Source organism: Actinomycetospora cinnamomea, from assembly GCF_003096675.1.
GTDB classification, from domain to species: domain Bacteria; phylum Actinomycetota; class Actinomycetes; order Mycobacteriales; family Pseudonocardiaceae; genus Actinomycetospora; species Actinomycetospora cinnamomea.
The window spans coordinates 286,643-303,068 of sequence record NZ_QEKW01000004.1; the positions used below are offsets into that span (position 1 = coordinate 286,643).

The 16,426-nt window shown below is 75.2% G+C and carries 13 protein-coding genes; 11 read left to right on the top strand and 2 right to left on the bottom strand.

The features are described from left to right. The first annotated feature begins 18 nt into the window (after nucleotides 1–18). From C8D89_RS10555 to C8D89_RS31100, 6 genes are all read left to right on the top strand, one after another. Nucleotides 19–714, top strand: a complete 696-nt coding sequence (locus tag C8D89_RS10555; RefSeq protein ID WP_116708065.1) for an SDR family NAD(P)-dependent oxidoreductase — start codon at nucleotides 19–21, stop codon at nucleotides 712–714. Continuing rightward, entirely contained in the window at nucleotides 711–1,757 is a 1,047-nt protein-coding gene (locus C8D89_RS10560) for an S-adenosylmethionine:tRNA ribosyltransferase-isomerase (protein WP_116708066.1), read from the top strand. The genes C8D89_RS10555 and C8D89_RS10560 overlap by 4 nt, the downstream gene beginning before the upstream one ends. Continuing rightward, entirely contained in the window at nucleotides 1,754–2,158 is a 405-nt protein-coding gene (locus C8D89_RS10565) for a hypothetical protein (RefSeq protein ID WP_243418000.1), read from the top strand. The genes C8D89_RS10560 and C8D89_RS10565 overlap by 4 nt, the downstream gene beginning before the upstream one ends. A gap of 33 nt (nucleotides 2,159–2,191) precedes the next feature. Beyond that, a complete protein-coding gene (locus tag C8D89_RS10570; RefSeq protein WP_116708067.1) occupies nucleotides 2,192–2,971 on the top strand; it encodes a MerR family transcriptional regulator in 780 nt (259 codons plus the stop codon). 134 nt (nucleotides 2,972–3,105) lie between these two features. Continuing rightward, entirely contained in the window at nucleotides 3,106–3,462 is a 357-nt protein-coding gene (locus C8D89_RS10575) for a PE domain-containing protein (RefSeq protein ID WP_116708068.1), read from the top strand. Between the two features lie 17 nt (nucleotides 3,463–3,479). Then, nucleotides 3,480–4,022 (top strand): DUF3558 family protein, encoded by a 543-nt coding sequence (locus C8D89_RS31100; protein ID WP_423716945.1) that lies wholly within the window; start codon nucleotides 3,480–3,482, stop codon nucleotides 4,020–4,022. A gap of 58 nt (nucleotides 4,023–4,080) precedes the next feature. Here C8D89_RS31100 and C8D89_RS10585 read toward each other — a convergent pair whose 3' ends face one another. After that, entirely contained in the window at nucleotides 4,081–5,043 is a 963-nt protein-coding gene (locus C8D89_RS10585) for a zinc-binding dehydrogenase (RefSeq protein WP_116708070.1), read from the bottom strand. 186 nt (nucleotides 5,044–5,229) lie between these two features. Between C8D89_RS10585 and recC the strand changes: the two genes are divergently transcribed. The 4 genes from recC to C8D89_RS10605 are packed head-to-tail and all read left to right on the top strand — an operon-like array spanning nucleotide 5,230 to nucleotide 14,040. Continuing rightward, nucleotides 5,230–8,448, top strand: a complete 3,219-nt coding sequence (gene recC / locus C8D89_RS10590; protein ID WP_116708071.1) for an exodeoxyribonuclease V subunit gamma — start codon at nucleotides 5,230–5,232, stop codon at nucleotides 8,446–8,448. After that, nucleotides 8,445–11,870, top strand: a complete 3,426-nt coding sequence (locus tag C8D89_RS10595; protein ID WP_116708072.1) for a UvrD-helicase domain-containing protein — start codon at nucleotides 8,445–8,447, stop codon at nucleotides 11,868–11,870. The genes recC and C8D89_RS10595 overlap by 4 nt, the downstream gene beginning before the upstream one ends. Next, the gene (gene recD / locus C8D89_RS10600) at nucleotides 11,867–13,729 is read left to right on the top strand and encodes an exodeoxyribonuclease V subunit alpha (protein WP_165825638.1); all 1,863 of its coding nucleotides are present in this window, start codon (nucleotides 11,867–11,869) and stop codon (nucleotides 13,727–13,729) included. Before C8D89_RS10595 ends, recD begins: the two co-directional genes overlap by 4 nt. 44 nt (nucleotides 13,730–13,773) lie before the next feature. Then, entirely contained in the window at nucleotides 13,774–14,040 is a 267-nt protein-coding gene (locus C8D89_RS10605; RefSeq protein WP_116708074.1) for a hypothetical protein, read from the top strand. Here C8D89_RS10605 and C8D89_RS10610 read toward each other — a convergent pair. After that, nucleotides 14,031–15,536 (bottom strand): carboxylesterase/lipase family protein, encoded by a 1,506-nt coding sequence (locus C8D89_RS10610; protein WP_116708075.1) that lies wholly within the window; start codon nucleotides 15,534–15,536, stop codon nucleotides 14,031–14,033. The genes C8D89_RS10605 and C8D89_RS10610 overlap by 10 nt on opposite strands. A 229-nt stretch (nucleotides 15,537–15,765) precedes the next feature. On the opposite strand from C8D89_RS10610, the gene C8D89_RS10615 reads away from it, so the two are divergent. Continuing rightward, complete coding sequence (locus C8D89_RS10615; protein ID WP_116708076.1) at nucleotides 15,766–16,413, top strand: hypothetical protein; 648 nt, start codon at nucleotides 15,766–15,768, stop codon at nucleotides 16,411–16,413. Nucleotides 16,414–16,426 lie beyond the last annotated feature (13 nt).

The window sequence follows — 16,426 nt, forward strand, 5'->3', positions numbered from 1 at the left end:
AGGTCGCACCGTCGGGACATGACCGCACACCGATCCATCGCCCTCGTCACCGGCGCGTCCCGCGGGCTCGGGCGCGCCCTCGCCGCCGACCTCGCCCGCGACGGCTGGCGTGTCGTCGTCGACGCGCGTCACGGCGACCAGCTCGCCGACGCCGTCGCCGGCCTGCCCGGGGTCGTCGACGTCCCCGGCGACGTCGCCGACCCCGCCCACCGCACGGCGCTCGCCGAGATCGTCGACGATCTCGGCGGCCTCGACCTCCTCGTCCTCAACGCGAGCGTGCTCGGGCCCAGCCCGCAGCCGGAGCTCGCCGACTACCCCCTCGACGTGCTCGAGCAGGTCCTGCGGGTGAACGTCCTCGCGCCGCTCGGCCTGGTCCAGGCGCTGCGGGGTCTGCTGCGGCCCGGTGCGCGGATCCTCGCCGTCACCTCCGACGCGGGCGCCGAGCCCATGGCCGGGTGGGGCGGCTACGGGACCTCGAAGGCGGCGCTCGAGCACCTCGCCGCCGTCCTGGCCGTGGAGAACCCGCAGTGGCGCGTCTACGTCGTCGACCCCGGCGACATGCGCACCGCCATGCACCAGGAGGCGTTCCCGGGCGAGGACATCAGCGACCGGCCCGAGCCCGAGACGGTCGTGCCCGCGCTGCGCGCCCTCGTCGACGGCGACCTCCCGAGCGGCCGTCACCGCGCCGCCGACCTGGTGGCGGTGACGTCGTGAGCGTCGTCCCGGCCACCCGCTTCGTCCTGCCGGCCGGGGCCGAGGCGCACGAGCCGCCGGAGCACCGTGGGCTCGCCCGCGACGAGGTGCGGCTGCTGGTCGCGCGTCCCGGGGGTGTGGCGCACCGCCGGTTCCTCGACCTCGCCGACGTCCTCGAACCCGGCGACCTGCTGGTCGTCAACACCTCCGCGACGCTCGCGGCCGCGCTCGACGCCCGGCACGCCGACGGGCGGGCGATGACGGTGCACGTCGCCACCGCGCTGGACGACGGGACCTGGGTGGTCGAGCCGCGGCGCCCGGACGGCCCGGAACGCGACGTCGCCGCGGGCGACCGGCTGGAGCTGCCAGGCGTCGCCCTCACCCTCGTCGCGCCCTACCCCGACGAGGACGCCCCGCGACGCCTGTGGCGGGCGCGGCCGTGGCCGCCGGTCGGCCTGGTCGGCTACCTCGCGCGCTACGGACGGCCGATCGCCTACGGGCACCTCGGCGGGCGCTTCCCGCTCGCCGACCACCAGACCGTCTACGCGACCCTCCCGGGCAGCGCCGAGATGCCCAGCGCCGGGCGGCCGCTCTCGGAGCGGCTGCTCGTGCGGCTGGTGGCGCGCGGGGTGACGGTGGCGCCGCTCGTCCTGCACGCCGGGGTGTCGAGCCCGGAGAAGCACGAGCCGCCGACGCCCGAGCGCTTCTCCGTGCCGTCGGCGACGGCACGGCTCGTGAACTCGGCGCGCGACGCCGGGGCGCGGGTCGTGGCCGTCGGGACGACCGTGGTGCGGGCGCTGGAGACGGTGGCCACCCCCGACGGAACCGTGTCCCCGGGACACGGCTGGACCGACCTCGTCCTCGGCACCCACCGCCCGGCCCGGACGGTCACCGGTCTGGTGTCCGGGCTGCACGAGCCCGAGGCGAGCCATCTGGCGCTGCTCGAGGCGGTCGCCGGTCCGGAGCTGGTGGGGCGGACCTACGAGGCCGCGGTGCGCGAGGGCTACCTCTGGCACGAGTTCGGCGACTCGACGCTCCTGCTACCCACGGAGGTCTCGCGGTGACGACACGATCCACCCGGCACGCGCCGCTGCTCCTGCACAACACCATGCGGATCACGCCCGGCCACCTCGACGAGTTCCGCCGGGCCGTGGAGCGGGCCGTGGTGTTCGTCGAGGAGCACGGCCCGCAGCTCGCGGTCCAGGTGTTCGTCGACGAGGAGCAGCTCGTCGCGCACAGCTTCCAGCTCTACCCGGACTCCGCGGCGATCGCGCGGCACTGGCAGCTGTCCGACCCCTACATCGCCGCCGTGATGGAGCACTGCACGGTCGAGCGCCTCGAGATGTACGGCGAGCCCGAGGAGGACGTCGTCGGCGACGCGTTCCGTCCGGACGTCGCCGGGGACGTGCCGCGCACGGTCGTGCCGCGGCTCATCGGTTTCGTACGGTCTGCGGGAGACGCTTGACCCTCACGCGACGAGAGGCTCCACGGTGGTGCCATGACCGAGACGGCACGGGCGACGACCACATGGACGGTGGGGCAGGTCGCCGAGCGTTCCGGGGTGACGGTCCGGACCCTGCACCACTACGACGAGATCGGGCTGCTGCGCCCGAGCCGGCGGAGTGCGTCGGGCTACCGGCTCTACACCGACGAGGACCTCGTGCGCCTGCAGCACGTGGTGGTCTACCGGCGGCTCGGGTTCTCGCTCGAGGAGGTCGCCGTCCTCCTCGACGACCCCGAGGCCGACGTCGCCGCGCACCTGCGCCGGCAGCGGGCCGCGGTCATGTCCCGGCTGGACGAGCTCGCCGAGCTCGTCACGGCCATCGACCGAGCCCTGGAGGCAGAAGTGTCCGGAATCCAGCTGACCCCCGAGGAGCAGCGCGAGCTGTTCGGGGACGACTTCAAGGAGGAGTACCAGACCGAGGCGCGCGAGCGCTGGGGCGACACCGACGCGTGGCGCCAGTCCCAGCAGCGCACCTCGCAGTACACGAAGGCCGACTGGCAGGAGATCAAGGCGGAGGGCGACGAGATCAACGCCCGCTTCGTCGAGGCCCTGCAGACGGGCGAGCCCGCCGACTCCCCGGCGGCCGTGGACGCCGCCGAGGCCCACCGCCAACACATCACGCGGTGGTTCTACGACTGCCCGGCCGAGATGCACGCCTGCATCTCGGACATGTACGTGTCCGACCCGCGATTCACGAAGACCTACGAGGACATCGCGGTGGGGCTGGCGCAGTACGTCCGCGACGCCGTGCACGCCAACGCCGCTCGGCGGTGAGGGGCGAGGGGGAGGAACCGTGTCCTCGGGACACGGTTCCTCCCCGACGGGCTCGACCGAACCGGCCCCACGACGGAGTCGTGGTGGCTACCGTGTCGCCGAGCCCGAGGATCTCCCGACGAGGACGGTGACCCGTGACCCAGCCCGGACCGTCTGCACCGCCACCCGAGGCCGGAGGCGGCGCCTTCGCGGTGAACATCGCCGAAGCGCCGAAAGCGATCCGGGAGTTGGAGGCGGCGCGGGAGGAGTTGGAAAGCATCAAAGACGAGGCGCTGACACTGGGGCAGGTGAACCCGCCAGCGCGGGACCAGGTCAGCCTTGATGCCGCTGCTGCACTCGCGCGGACAGCGGTCGACGGCCCCACGTCGTTCATGCAGGCGCTCGACCAAGGAATTCGGGAGATCGACGCATTGATACACGCACTGAGAGCGGGGTTCGAGTCGTATCGGGCGAACGATGAAGAGGCACTAGCTCTCTACAGGTCGCAGTGAAGTATCAACTCGTTTCGATGTTGTTTCTCGTTGTGTTCGCAGGCTGCGGGAGGCAAGAAGCTCCCCAGCACGAACCGGTCGACAATCGCTATGGTGCTCCCCAGGTCGAGTCTCCTCGAGATGTTCGATCTTTCGCGGACGACCCGTGCAGCGGCCCCATCATCAGTGATAATTGGCCCGGCCTTGGATTCAGTGCCAGCGGGGAGCAGCGCACATTGACGACAGGGGAGCGGTCGTGCGTGCGCCAGGGCCCGGAGCGGCAGCGCAGGTTGTCGTTCATCGTTGTCCCGAGTCGGGATGTGCTGGTAGACGCGTACCGCGTGCGGCAATTCGCGCTATTCCGACCTTCGGCCGTCGGCGGGCTGCCAGCCGCGGTTGAGCAGAGCTCCCTCGACTCGCTGTCGTGTTCCGTCACGGTTGGCACCGCCGAGGGGCAAGGATTTGTGCTCAATTATTCCGAGTACAGTGCTCGTTCCAACGATGCAGTAGATCCTTGCTCCGCGGGGCGGCGGGTCGCCGAACACATAGTCGCCGGGCTGCCCCTGCTCTCCGAGAAGTAGCAACGAGCCGAACCGTGTTCTGAGGACACGGTTCGCTCGGTCGCTTCCCAAGGTCAGCTCACGGCAGCAGCAGCGTCTTCCCCACCGTCTCGCGCGCCGCGATCGCCGCATGGGCGTCCGACGCCTTCTCCAGCGCGAAGGTCTGGCCGATCACCGGGCGGTAGTGCCCCCGCGCCGCCTCGACCAGGGTCCGTTCGACCAGCGCCCGGCGGCGGGCGCGATCGAGGCGAGGCAGATCGGTCAGGCCGATCACGGCCACGGCGCGGCGGCGAGCCTCCTCGAGGTCCGGGGACGCGAACTCGCCGCCCGCGGTGCCGTACGAGACGAAGCGCCCACCGTCCCGGACGAGCGCGAACGCCGCACGGCCGAGCGCCGCGCCCGCCCCGTCGAGGACCGCGTCGACCATGCCGACGCGGTCGGTCCACCCGTCCTCGCCGTAGTCGACCACCTCGACCGCGCCGAGCGACCGCACCAGGTCGATCTTCGCGCGACCCCGCGCCGCGCCGACGACCTCGACCCCACGCCGGGTCAGCTCCTGCACGAGCAGCACGCCTGCCCCGCCGGCGGCCGCCGCGACCAGGACGCGTCGGCCGGGCTCGGCGGCCACGGCGTCGAGCAACGACTGCAGTGTCGGGCCGTCGTGCAGGAGGGCCACGGCCTGCTGGACGTCGAGCGCGTCGGGCACCGGGATCAGCTCGGTCTCGGGAACGACGGCGCGCTCGACGTAGCCGCCGACCGGGATCTCCGCGCCGCCCACCACCTGTTTCGTGTCCGCGACGACCCGGCGCCCGGTCCACGGCCCGGCGATCACGCGGCCGCCGACCCCGCTGCCCGGGACGTAGGGCGGGGCCACGGGGAAGAAGTCCTCGCCCCACCCCGACCGCAGCAGCGTGTCCAGGAACATCACGTCGGCAGCGGCCACCGCGATCGCCGCCTCGCCCGGCCCGGGCTCGACGTCCGCGACCGCCGCCGGGCGCAGCACCTCCGGCCCGCCGAACTCCTCCACCCGCACCACACGCACGGTTCCTCCTCGACTCGGTCGACACGTCGAGGTTCGGAGGTGAAGGAAGGTCGAGGTCAAGAGGTGTGAGCGCTTCTCCGTGCCAGGGCACGGGCAAGGGCGCACGAGCCCGGAGGGCAAAGGTGTCGGGCCCCTCGTCTAGCGTCCCGGGCAGGCAGAGATCGGATCGGCCGGGGGAGGTGCGGGGTGCTGCACGTGCACCGGGCCGAGCGGGCGGACCGTCTGGTCGAGGCGCTGGCCGACGTCCTCGCCGACCCGCTGGACGACCCCTTCGAGCCCGAGGTCGTCGCCGTCCCGACGCGGGGCATCGAGCGCTGGCTCGCCCAACGGCTGTCCCACCGGCTGGGCGTCACCGCGGGCGACGACGGGGTGTGCGCCAACGTCGTCTTCCCGTCGCCGGCGGAGATCGTCGCCGGGGTGCTCGACGTCGGGGAGCACGATCCGTGGCGCCCGGAACGGCTGGTCTGGCCCCTGCTGGAGACGATCGACGCGTGCGCCGAGGAGCCCTGGTGCGCCCCGCTCGGCGCGTTCCTCGGCGTCGGCGACGCGAGCGGCGCACGGCGCGGACGCCGCTTCGCCGCGGCGCGCCACCTCGCCCGGCTGTTCACCCGCTACGCCGACCACCGCCCGGCGCTCGTGCGCGCCTGGGCGGCGGGCGACGACGCCGACACGCCCGAGGACCTGCGGTGGCAGCCCGAGCTGTGGCGCCGGCTGAGGTCCCGGCTGACCGAGCCCAGCCCGGCGGAGATCGAGCCGCGGGTCGAGCCCGGTCGCTTCCCCGCACGCCTGTCGCTCTTCGGCGCCACGCGTCTGTCGTCCACCGAGCTCACGGTGCTCGGCGCGCTGGCCGTCGACCACGACGTGCACCTCTGGCTGCCGCACCCGTCGCCGGCGCTCTGGGCGCGCCTCGAGGGCCGCGAGGCGGAGCGGCGCGCCGAGGACGCGAGTGCCGACGCGGTGGCGCACCCGCTGCTCGCGAGCCTCGGCCGCGACGTCCGCGAGCTCCAACTGCGCCTCGCGCGGTCCCCGCGCACCGATCACCACCACGCGGTCGCGGCGCCGCCGACCACGCTGCTCGCGCGCCTGCAGGACGACCTGCGGCACGACCGGGCACCCGCGGGCGTGCCGGCCGTCGACGACGGCAGCATCCGCGTCCACCGCTGCCACGGGCCGGACCGCCAGGTCGAGGTGCTGCGCGAGACGATCCTGGGCCTGCTGCGCGACGACCCGACGCTCGAGCCGCGCGACGTCATCGTGCTCTGCCCCGACATCGAGACCTTCGCCCCGCTGATCACGGCGTCGTTCGGGCCCGGCGACGGGGAGGAGGTCGCCCACCCCGGCCACCGGCTGCGGGTCCGGCTCGCCGACCGGTCGTTGCGCGAGGTCAACCCGCTGTTCGGGACGGTCGCGACGCTGCTCGACCTCGCCGACGCGCGGATCACCGCGTCCCAGCTGCTCGACCTCGCCGAGTCCGACCCGGTGCGCCGCCGCTTCCGGTTCGACGACGAGGACCTCCAGCGGCTGCGCGAGCTCGCCGGGACCGCCGGGGTCCGCTGGGGCCTCGACGCGGCGCACCGCGCGGCGTTCAAGCTGGCCCGCTTCGGCGAGAACACCTGGGCACAGGGCCTGGACCGGCTGCTCGTCGGGGTCGCGATGTCGGCCGACGGCGGCGACTGGCTCGGCGACGCGCTGCCGCTCGACGAGGTCGACTCCTCCGACGTCGAGCCGGTCGGGCGGCTCGGCGAGCTGGTCGACCGGGTGGGCGCGATCGTCGAGGACCTGCACGGCGACCGGCCGCTGAGCGGCTGGATCGACGCGCTGCGCCGGGGCCTCGACACCCTCACGGCCACGGTCCCCGCCGACGCCTGGCAGCTCGCGCAGGCCCGCGCCGAGCTGGCCGCGGTGCTCGAGAGCGCGCCGCACGACCCACCGATGACGCTGCACGACGTACGGGCGGTGCTCGCCGACCGTCTCGCCGGCCGGCCGACGCGCGCGAACTTCCGCACGGGCACGCTCACCGTCGCGACGCTCATGCCGATGCGCTCGGTGCCGCACCGCGTCGTGTGCCTGCTCGGCATGGACGACCAGGTCTTCCCCCGCGAGACCCGCGCCGACGGCGACGACGTCCTCGCCCGCGACCCCCGGGTCGGCGAGCGCGACCCGGCCGCCGAGGACCGCCAGCTGCTGCTCGACGCGATCGTCGCCGCCACCGACCACCTCGTCGTCGTGCACTCCGGCGCCGACGAGCGCACCGGCGCCGAGCGCCCGCCCGCGGTCCCGATCGGAGAGCTGCTCGACACCCTCGACGCGAGCTTCGCGTTCGCCGACGGCCGCCGGGCCCGCAAGCACCTCACGCGGCTCAACCCCCTGCAGCCCTTCGACGCCGACGACTTCGACGCGCGCGGCCCGTTCTCCTTCGACGGCTTCGCCCTCGCCGGCACCCGCGCGTTGCTCGCCGAGCGGGGGACGCCGACGCCGTTCCTGCCCGGCCCGCTGCCGTCGCGGCCCGCCGGCGTGGTCGACCTCGAGGACCTCGCGCGGTTCCTCGAGCACCCGGTGCGCGCCTTCCTGCGCCAGCGTCTCGGGATCCACGCGCGCGGCGAGGAGGAGGAGCCGGTCGAGGCGGTGCCGGTGGAGCCCGACGGGCTCGCGACGTGGGCGATCGGCGAGCGCCTGCTGCGCGACCGCCTCGCCGGGCGCGACATCGCGACCTGCATCGCCGCCGAGCGCCGCCGCGGCGAGCTGCCCCCGGGCCCGCTCGGCGACCGGCTCATCCGGGACGTCGGTCACCAGGTCGACCCGCTGACCCGGGCCGTCGACGGGCTCCGCGACACCGCGGCCACCGACGTCGACGTCACCTCCGACGCCCTGGTCGGCGCGGTCGGCGGCGTGCACGCGACGACGCTGGTCACCGTCACGTACTCGCGGCTCGCGCCGAAGCACCGGTTGCGGGCCTGGGTGAGTCTGCTCGCCCTGGCCGCCGCGTACCCGGACCGGCCGTGGCGCGCGGTCACCGTCGGGCGTGGCTCGTTCGGCGCGCCCGTGCTGACGTCCACGCTCGGCCCGCTGGAGCCCGAGGTGGCGCAGAAGGTGCTCGCCGACCTCCTGGCCCTGCACGCCGAGGGGCTGCTCGAGCCGCTGCCGCTGATGTGCCGGACGTCCGAGGCCTACGCCCAGCAGCGGGCCACGAAGGGCGAGGTCGCGGCGATGAACAAGGCCCGCGACCAGTGGACCAGCCGCTTCGGCGGCGAGCAGTCCGACGCCGCACACGTCCTGGTCTGGGGCCGCCGGCGAGTGCTCGACGACCTGGTCGGCGCCCCGTGCGGTGACGCGCCCAGCCGTTTCGCGAGCCTGGCGACACGGCTGTGGACCCCCGTCCGCGAGGCCGAGGACCTGAGGCGATGACCGCGACGATGACCGCGACCCCGACGCTGACCCGGCCGTTCACCGTCACCGGGGAGCTGCCCCACGGCACCACGGTGCTCGAGGCCAGCGCCGGCACCGGCAAGACGTTCACCATCGCGGCGCTCGCCGCGCGCTACGTCGCCGAGGGCCACGCGACGCTGCCGCAGATCATGATCGTGACGTTCGGGCGCGAGGCGACCCGCGAGCTGCGCGAGCGGGTGCGCGGGCGGTTCGTGGACACCGAGCGGGGCCTGGCGGACCCGGCGACCGCACGGACCTCGGACGACCCGGTGCTGGCGCTGCTCGCCGACGCCGACGACACGGAGGTCGCGCGCCGGCGCGCCCGGCTGGCCGGCGCACTCGCCGGCTTCGACGCCGCGACGATCGCCACCACCCACCAGTTCTGCCAGGACATGCTCACCGGCCTGGGCATCGTCGGCGACACCGACCCGGACGGCACGTTCGTCGAGCGGATCGACGACGTGGTCACCGAGGTCGTCGACGACTTCTACCTGCGCAAGTACGCGGTCCCCGGCGCGCCGCCGCCCGATTTCGACCGCGCCACCGCGCTGGCGATCGGGCAGGCCGTCGTCAACGATCCGGGCGCGCGCATCGAGCCCGACCGCGACGCCCCGGACGCGGCGGGTGCGCGGGCGGGTTTCGCCGCCGCGGTGCGCACGGAGGTCGAGGACCGCAAGCGGCGCCGGCGCCTGTTCACCTTCGACGACATGCTCACCCGGCTGCACCGCGCGCTGCGCGACCCGCGGCTGGGCCGGGCCGCCTGCGCACGCCTGCGGGCGCGCTTCTCGGTGGTGCTGGTCGACGAGTTCCAGGACACCGACCCCATCCAGTGGGACATCCTGCGGGCCGCCTTCCACGAGGACCCGGGCGACGGCCGCCGGCCCGCGCTGACCTTCATCGGCGACCCGAAGCAGGCGATCTACGGGTTCCGCGGGGCCGACGTCGTCAGCTACCTCGCCGCCGTCGAGTCCGCCGACACCCGCGCCGGGCTGGCCACCAACTGGCGCAGCGACGCGCCGCTGGTCCGGGCCCTGGCCCGGGTCCTCGGCGGCGCCGCGCTGGGCGATCCGCGGATCGTCGTGCCGCCCGTCGAGGCCGCCCACTCCGGACGCCGGCTGGCGGGCGCGCCGCGGCCGGCACCGTTCCGGCTCCGGGTGCTCCCGCGCGCCGGCCTGCGCGCCGACCACCGCACGCAGCTCCCGCTGGTGTCCGGCGTGCGCGAGAAGGTCGCCGCGGACCTCGCCGCCGACGTGGCCGAGCTCGTCGCCGCCGAGTCCCGCTGGGACGACGGTGGCGGCCCCAGGGACCTCGGGCCCGGCGACGTCGCCGTCCTCGTGCGCACGAACGCGCAGGCGACGCTGGTCCAGGGCGCGCTCACCGCGGCCGGTATCCCCTCGGTGCTCGCGGGCGCCACCAGCGTGTTCGCCACCGAGAGCGCGGAGGAGTGGCTGACGCTGCTCGAGGCCGTCGAGCAGCCAGGACGTCCCCCGCGGGTGCGGGCCGCCGCCCTGACGACCTTCCTCGGGCACGGCGCCGCCGACCTCGACGCCCACGCCGACGAGGTGCTGCCCGAGGTCGGGGCGGCGCTGCGCCGGTGGGGCGCGGTGCTCCACGAGCGGGGGGTGGCGGCGTTCCTGGAGGCGGTGTCGGCCGAGACGGGGCTCGCGGCGCGGGTGCTGGCGCGTGTCGACGGCGAGCGGCGCATCACCGACCTCCGCCACGTCGGCCAGGTGCTGCACGCGGCGTCGGTGGAGTCGCGGCTCGGCGTCGTCGCGCTGGTCGAGTGGCTGCGCGCGCGGATGGCCGAGGCCGGCGCCGGGGCGGGGGAGATCCGCCCGGAGCGCAGCCGCCGGCTCGAGTCCGACGCGAGCGCGGTCCAGGTGCTCACCGTGCACAAGTGCAAGGGCCTCGAGTTCCCCGTGGTCTACGTGCCCTTCGGGTGGGACCGCTGGGTCGCCGACGCCCCGTCGGTGGTGACCCACCACGACGCCGAGGGGCAGCGGGTGCGTGCGGTCGGCGGGCCCGACGACCCCGCGTGGTCCGAGCACGTCACGGCCGCTCGCGCGGAGGAGGACGGCGAGGACCTGCGGCTGCTCTACGTCGCGCTGACCCGCGCGCAGGGGCAGGTCGTGTGCTGGTGGGCGCCGTCGACGAACACCGCGTCCTCGGCGGTGCACCGCCTGCTCGTCGGGCGGCCCGCGCCGGGCACCGACCCCGACGGCTCCTACCCGGTGCTCGAGGACGCGCGCATCGCCGAGCGCCTCGGCGAACTGGCCGGCGAGGACGTCACCGTCGAGCGCGTCGAACCCCGCACACCGGTGCCGTTCGTCCCCGACGCGGGGCCCGCCCGGCGTCTCGCGGCGGCCACGTTCGACCGTGACCTCGACCTCGCGTGGCGGCGCTCGTCGTACTCCTCGCTGACGGCCGGGGCGCACGCGGGCGCGCCGCTCTCGGAGCCCGAGGACCGCACGCTCGTCGACGAGACCGACCCCGACGAGGGGCCGGCGCTCAGCGCGGACGAGGTGCCGCCCGTGCCCTCGCCGCTCGCCGACCTGCCCGTCGGCGCCGCGTTCGGCACCCTCGTCCACGCCGTCCTCGAGACGGTCGACACCGGCACGGGCGACCTGCACCGCGCGCTGTGCGACGCCGCGGCCGCCGAGCTCGCGCACCGCCCGCACGCCGAGGTCGACGCGGAGACGCTGGCCGCCGCGCTCGCGCCGGTGATGGCCACGCCCCTGCCGCCGGCGGGCGGGCCGTGGTGCCTGGCCGACGTCGCCCCCCGCGACCGGCTCGCCGAGCTCGACTTCGAGCTCCCGCTGGCCGGGGGCGACCGCGCCGGGGCGGCGGGGCCGGGACAGCCCCGTGTCACGCTGGCGCGGGTCGCGGCGCTGCTGCGGCGCCACCTCCCCGCCGACGACCCGCTGGCCCGCTACCCCGAGGCGCTCGACGACGCCCACGGGCTGGGCGAGCAGGTCCTGCGCGGCTACCTCACCGGCAGCATCGACGGCGTGCTCCGCGGTCCGGACGGGCGGTTCGTGGTCGTTGACTACAAGACCAACTGGCTCGGGCCGGTCGGCCCCGCCGGGCGCGAGCCGCTCACCGCGGCGCACTACGGCCCGGCCTCCATGACCGCCGCCATGATCGCCGCCCACTACCCCCTCCAGGCGATCCTCTACGCCGTCGCGCTGCACCGGTTCCTGCGCTGGCGGCTGTGCGGCTACGACCCGGCGACCCACCTGGGCGGGGTGCTCTACCTGTTCCTGCGCGGGATGTGTGGGCCGGACACCCCGATGGTCGACGGCACCACGTGCGGGGTGTTCGCGTGGTCCCCGCCGCCCGCGCTGGTCGTCGAGCTCAGTGCCGTCCTCGACGGGGCCCTGCTCGACGGTGGCGCGCGGTGAGCGTTCCGACGGCCACCGGCGCGCTGCTCGCCGAGGACGGCGTCCGCTTCGCGGTGCGCGCCACCGGTCTGCTGGCGGAGTTCAACGCCCGCGGGGTCCTCGCGGCCACCGACGTCCAGGTCGCGCACCGTCTCGGACGGCTCGGCGGCGAGACCGACGAGCAGGTGCTGCTCGCGGCCGCGCTGACCGTGCGCGCGCTGCGGGCCGGGTCGGTGTGCCTCGACCTCTCCGCCGTCGACCGCACGGTGCTGGCCGAGGGCGACGAGCTCGTCGACACCTCCGACCTGCGCTGGCCCGAGCCGGAGTCCTGGACGGCGGCCTGCGCCGCGTCGCCGCTCGTCGCCGCCGACGACGCGACGGCCACCGGGCATCCCCTGCGGCTGGTCGACGGGCTGCTCTACCTCGACCGCTACTGGCGCCAGGAGGAGCAGGTCCGCGGCGCGCTCGCCACGCGCGCCGCCGCCCCGCCGCCCGTGGTGGACGAGGCGCGCCTGCGCGCCGCGCTCGACCGCCTGTTCCGCGGGGGCCCGGACGCCACCGACGCCGCCCAGCGCCGCGCCGTCGCCGTGTGCACCCTGCGCTGGATCAGCGTGCTCGCGGGCGGGCCGGGCACGGGCAAGACGACGACGGTCGCGACGCTGCTCGCGGTGCTGCGCGACCAGGACCCCTCGCTGCGGATCGCCCTGGCCGCGCCGACGGGCAAAGCGGCGGCACGGATGCAGGAGGCGCTGGCGGAGGTCGACCTGCCGCCGGGTGACCGCGAGCGCCTCGCCGGCCCGTCCGCGTCGACGATCCACCGCCTGCTCGGGCCGATCCGCGGGTCGTCGCGCTTCCGCTTCGACCGCCACCGCCGCCTGCCCTACGACGTGGTGGTCGTCGACGAGACGTCCATGGTGTCGCTGACGCTCATGGCCCGGCTGCTCGAGGCGGTCCGCCCCGACGCGCGCCTGGTGCTGGTCGGCGACCCGGACCAGCTCGCGTCGGTCGAGGCCGGCGCGGTGCTCGGCGACCTCGTCGCCGCCCCCGCCGACCCCGAGCCGCACCTCGACCACGCCCTCGAGCGCGTGGGCGCGCCGGGGCCGCCCGTCACCGGTGGTGTCACGGTGCTCGACCGCACCTGGCGCTTCCACGGCACCATCGCCGCGCTCGCCGCCGCCATCCGCGCCGGCGACGCCGACGCGGCGGTCGCGGCGCTGCGCGCGGGGCAGCACGACGTCGTCTTCGTCGAGGACGCCGACCTCACCGTCCGCGATCCGGCCGGGCTGCGGGCTCTGCGCGACGAGGTCGTCGGCGCCGCGTCGGAGACCGAGCTCGCCGCCCTCGACGGCGACGCGCCGCTGGCGCTGTCCCGCCTCGACGAGCACCGGTTGCTGTGCGCGCACCGTCGCGGCCCCTTCGGCGTCACCCGCTGGGCCGCGGACGTCGAGCGCTGGCTGCTCGAGGCCGGGCCCGTCGCCGACCGCGACGAGGAGTGGTACCCGGGACGTCCGCTGCTGGTCACCGCCAACGACCACGACCGCGGCGTCTACAACGGCGACACCGGGGTGGTGATCGCGACGCCGAAGGGCCCGCGGGCGGTGTTCGCGCGCGGGAACGCGCCGATCGCGATCGCTCCGAGCCTGTTGGACGCCGTCACCACGGTGCACGCGATGACGGTGCACCGTGCACAGGGCAGCCAGTTCGCCCGCGTCTCGGTGATCCTGCCGCCCGCCGAGTCGCCGCTGCTGACCCGCGAGCTGCTCTACACCGCGGTCACCCGGGCGCGGGTCACGGTGCGGCTCGTCGGCAGCGAGGAGGCCGTGCGGGCCGCGATCGCGCGCCCCATCGGCCGCGCCTCCGGGCTGCGGCGTCACCGGTGATGACGAGGGTTCAGCCGACCCCCGTGGGCGGGTAGTAGGCGGACATGACCGAGGACAGCGCCGACGCGGCCCGCCGGGCGCGCAACCCCGCCGCCGCACCGGACAGCTCGCCGGAGAAGCAGAGCGAGCTCAAGCTCAACGTCGGGATCGGCACCATCGGCACGATCCTGTCGATCGGCGTCGCGCTCATCTTCTTCTTCATCGAGCACCTCGTGGTGCTCGGCATCATCTTCTCGGTGGTCGCGCTGGTGTCCCTGCTGATCACCCTGTACGCGCTGCAGCGTCGGCGGCGCGCCCGTCCTCAGTCGTAACCGCGGAAGCCCTGCCAGGCGAGGCGGCGCTCGCGGCGCGGGTCGGACTCGGTGCGGTCGGCGCGGTCGAGGATCTTGGTCAGCCGGGTGTCGGCGTCGTAGGTCGGCCAGTGCGAGGCCGGGGTGCCGTGGTGGGCGAAGTGGATCCAGTCGTCCTGCACCCGCTGCTGCATCGCCCGCAGGTCGCGGCGGCCGCCGAGGAGCGTCAGCCAGGGCGCCTTGTCGGCGAGCCCGAAGACTCCGAAGAGCTCCATGCCGTGGGTGGCGCGCACGCCCATGAGGGTGAGCACCGGCGTCGTCAGGTCGTAGCGGTACGCCCACACCGGACCGCGGTGGGCCTGCATCACGCGCACCGACGGGTACCAGAACATGTAGTCGCCGCCGAGGTCGCGGCGGAACGCCGTGCCCCCGTAGACGGCGAGCACCTGTTCGCGCAGCTCCGGCTGGGTCAGCGCGAACATCTGCGCGGCACGCTCCTCGCTGACCAGCACGTCCATCCGCAGCCGGGGCAGCTCGAAGAGGCGCCCCTCGGTGTCGTTCGTCCCGATGATCAGCGGGACGTCGGCCGCGCGGCCGGCCTCGAAGGCGGCGAGCGGGGCCTCGGGCAGCAGGTCGCCGTCGACGACGGGCGCGGTGGGGATGGTGCCCGGTTGGTCGCCGAGGGTGTCGCGCAGCACCCGCGCGGCGCCCAGCAGCTGGTGCGGGGTGGCGGTGGTGAGCCCGGCGAGGGGATCGTCGTCGGCCCCCAGCGCCGTCACGTACCGGGCGGCCCACGCGCGGGCCCGTTCCTGGCCGAACACCATGCCGGGAGCGGAGCTCTGGGCGATCGCGCGGTGGAACAGGCCGCGGGCGGACGGGACGGTCAACAGGGTGGTCACCGAGATCGCCCCGGCCGACTCGCCGAAGATCGTGACCCGGTCCGGGTCGCCGCCGAAGGCCGCGATGTTGTCGCGGACCCACTCGAGCGCGGCGATCTGGTCGCGCAGCCCGAGGTTCGACTCGACGGGACGCTCCGGGGTGCCGTAGGAGGAGAAGTCGAGGTAGCCGAGGGCGCCGAGGCGGTAGTTGACGCTGACGAACACGGCCTCGCCGCGGCGGACGAAGTCGTCGCCGCGGTAGGTCGGGGCCGAGGACGCGCCGACGACGAACGCGCCGCCGTAGAACCAGACCATGACGGGGCGTGGCTCGGTCGACGGGGTCGTCGGGGCGCTGACGTTGAGCGTCAGGGAGTCCTCGTCCATCGGGGTCGTCCGGCCGGCGCCGATGAACTCGCCGACGCGCTCCTGGATCGGCACCGGGCCGTACCGCGACCCGTCGCGCACGCCCTCCCACGGCACGACGGGCTGCGGTGCGCGGAAGCGGCGCTCCCCGACCGGCGGCGCGGCGTAGGGGATGCCCCGCCACGCGTGGACGTCGCGCCGGGTGATGCCGCGGACGAGGCCGCCGGTGGTCTTCACCTCCGGGCCCGGAGCGGGCACCTGGTGACGGGAGCGCATGATCCCGAGCCTGCCCCGCGGCCCCGCCCGGCGCCCGTCGATGTGAGGGACGCGCCGCTCCCGGGCGTGTCGCGGCTCTCGTCCGTCGGTCGGCGACCCCCTCGTGACGGGACGAGTGGACGTGCTGACACGCTCGGCGGTACGCGGAGCCACGCTCGGTCACACAACTGAGTCATGTTCGCCCTAACGGCCCAGCGTGTCGCGTTGCGGCTGACGAGGATTTCCCTCGATGGACGTGCAGACGGACGCGGGGGTCGACGCCGCACTGTGGGGACTGGAGGCCGCCTTCGTGGCGCACCCGCCCCCGCGGTCGCTGGCGGGCTGCCCGCACTGCCACGGCGAGGTGCGGGTCGCCGACGCGGACCCGCTGACGCTCGCCCTCGCCCTGGGCAACACGCTCGGGACCGCGGACGACCTCCGCGCGCTCACCCCGTTCCTGCTGCGCCGGGCGCTCACCGACGAGCGGCTCGACCTCCGGACCGTCCTCGGGCGGATCGCCGAGACCTGGGCGGACTGGACCGACCTCGAGCGCGACGCGGTGCGCGACGTGGTCGACGCGGTGTGGTCGGCGCTGCTCGACACCCACCCGGACGTCCCCGACGGGGCGACGGCGGTGGCGATGCTCGACGGCATCGGCGCCCTCGGGGATCCGCCGGACCGGCTGCTCGCGATCTGGGAGTACAAGGAGATCGCCAGCGCCGATCACCACCTCGCCGAGCTGGTCGTCGACGCCTTCTACGGCGCGCGGGTCGACGAGCGGGTGCTGGCCTGGGCGCGGGCCCTGCCGCAGCGCGAGCGCCTGGAGCGCGCCCGCGAGCGCGACGCCGGCCAGCGCTGGGCGGGCACGCTGGCGGCGGCGTGCGACCTCGTCGGGTGAGCGGATGACCATC

What these genes read in the sequence shown, in the direction of transcription:
- C8D89_RS10615 (WP_116708076.1), top strand. Translation starts at nt 15,766, where the DNA reads ATGGACGTGCAGACGGACGCGGGGGTCGACGCCGCACTGTGGGGACTG.
- C8D89_RS10555 (WP_116708065.1), top strand. Translation starts at nt 19, where the DNA reads ATGACCGCACACCGATCCATCGCCCTCGTCACCGGCGCGTCCCGCGGG.
- C8D89_RS10605 (WP_116708074.1), top strand. Translation starts at nt 13,774, where the DNA reads ATGACCGAGGACAGCGCCGACGCGGCCCGCCGGGCGCGCAACCCCGCC.
- C8D89_RS10570 (WP_116708067.1), top strand. Translation starts at nt 2,192, where the DNA reads ATGACCGAGACGGCACGGGCGACGACCACATGGACGGTGGGGCAGGTC.
- C8D89_RS31100 (WP_423716945.1), top strand. Translation starts at nt 3,480, where the DNA reads ATGTTGTTTCTCGTTGTGTTCGCAGGCTGCGGGAGGCAAGAAGCTCCC.
- C8D89_RS10595 (WP_116708072.1), top strand. Translation starts at nt 8,445, where the DNA reads ATGACCGCGACGATGACCGCGACCCCGACGCTGACCCGGCCGTTCACC.
- C8D89_RS10610 (WP_116708075.1), bottom strand. Translation starts at nt 15,536, where the DNA reads ATGCGCTCCCGTCACCAGGTGCCCGCTCCGGGCCCGGAGGTGAAGACC.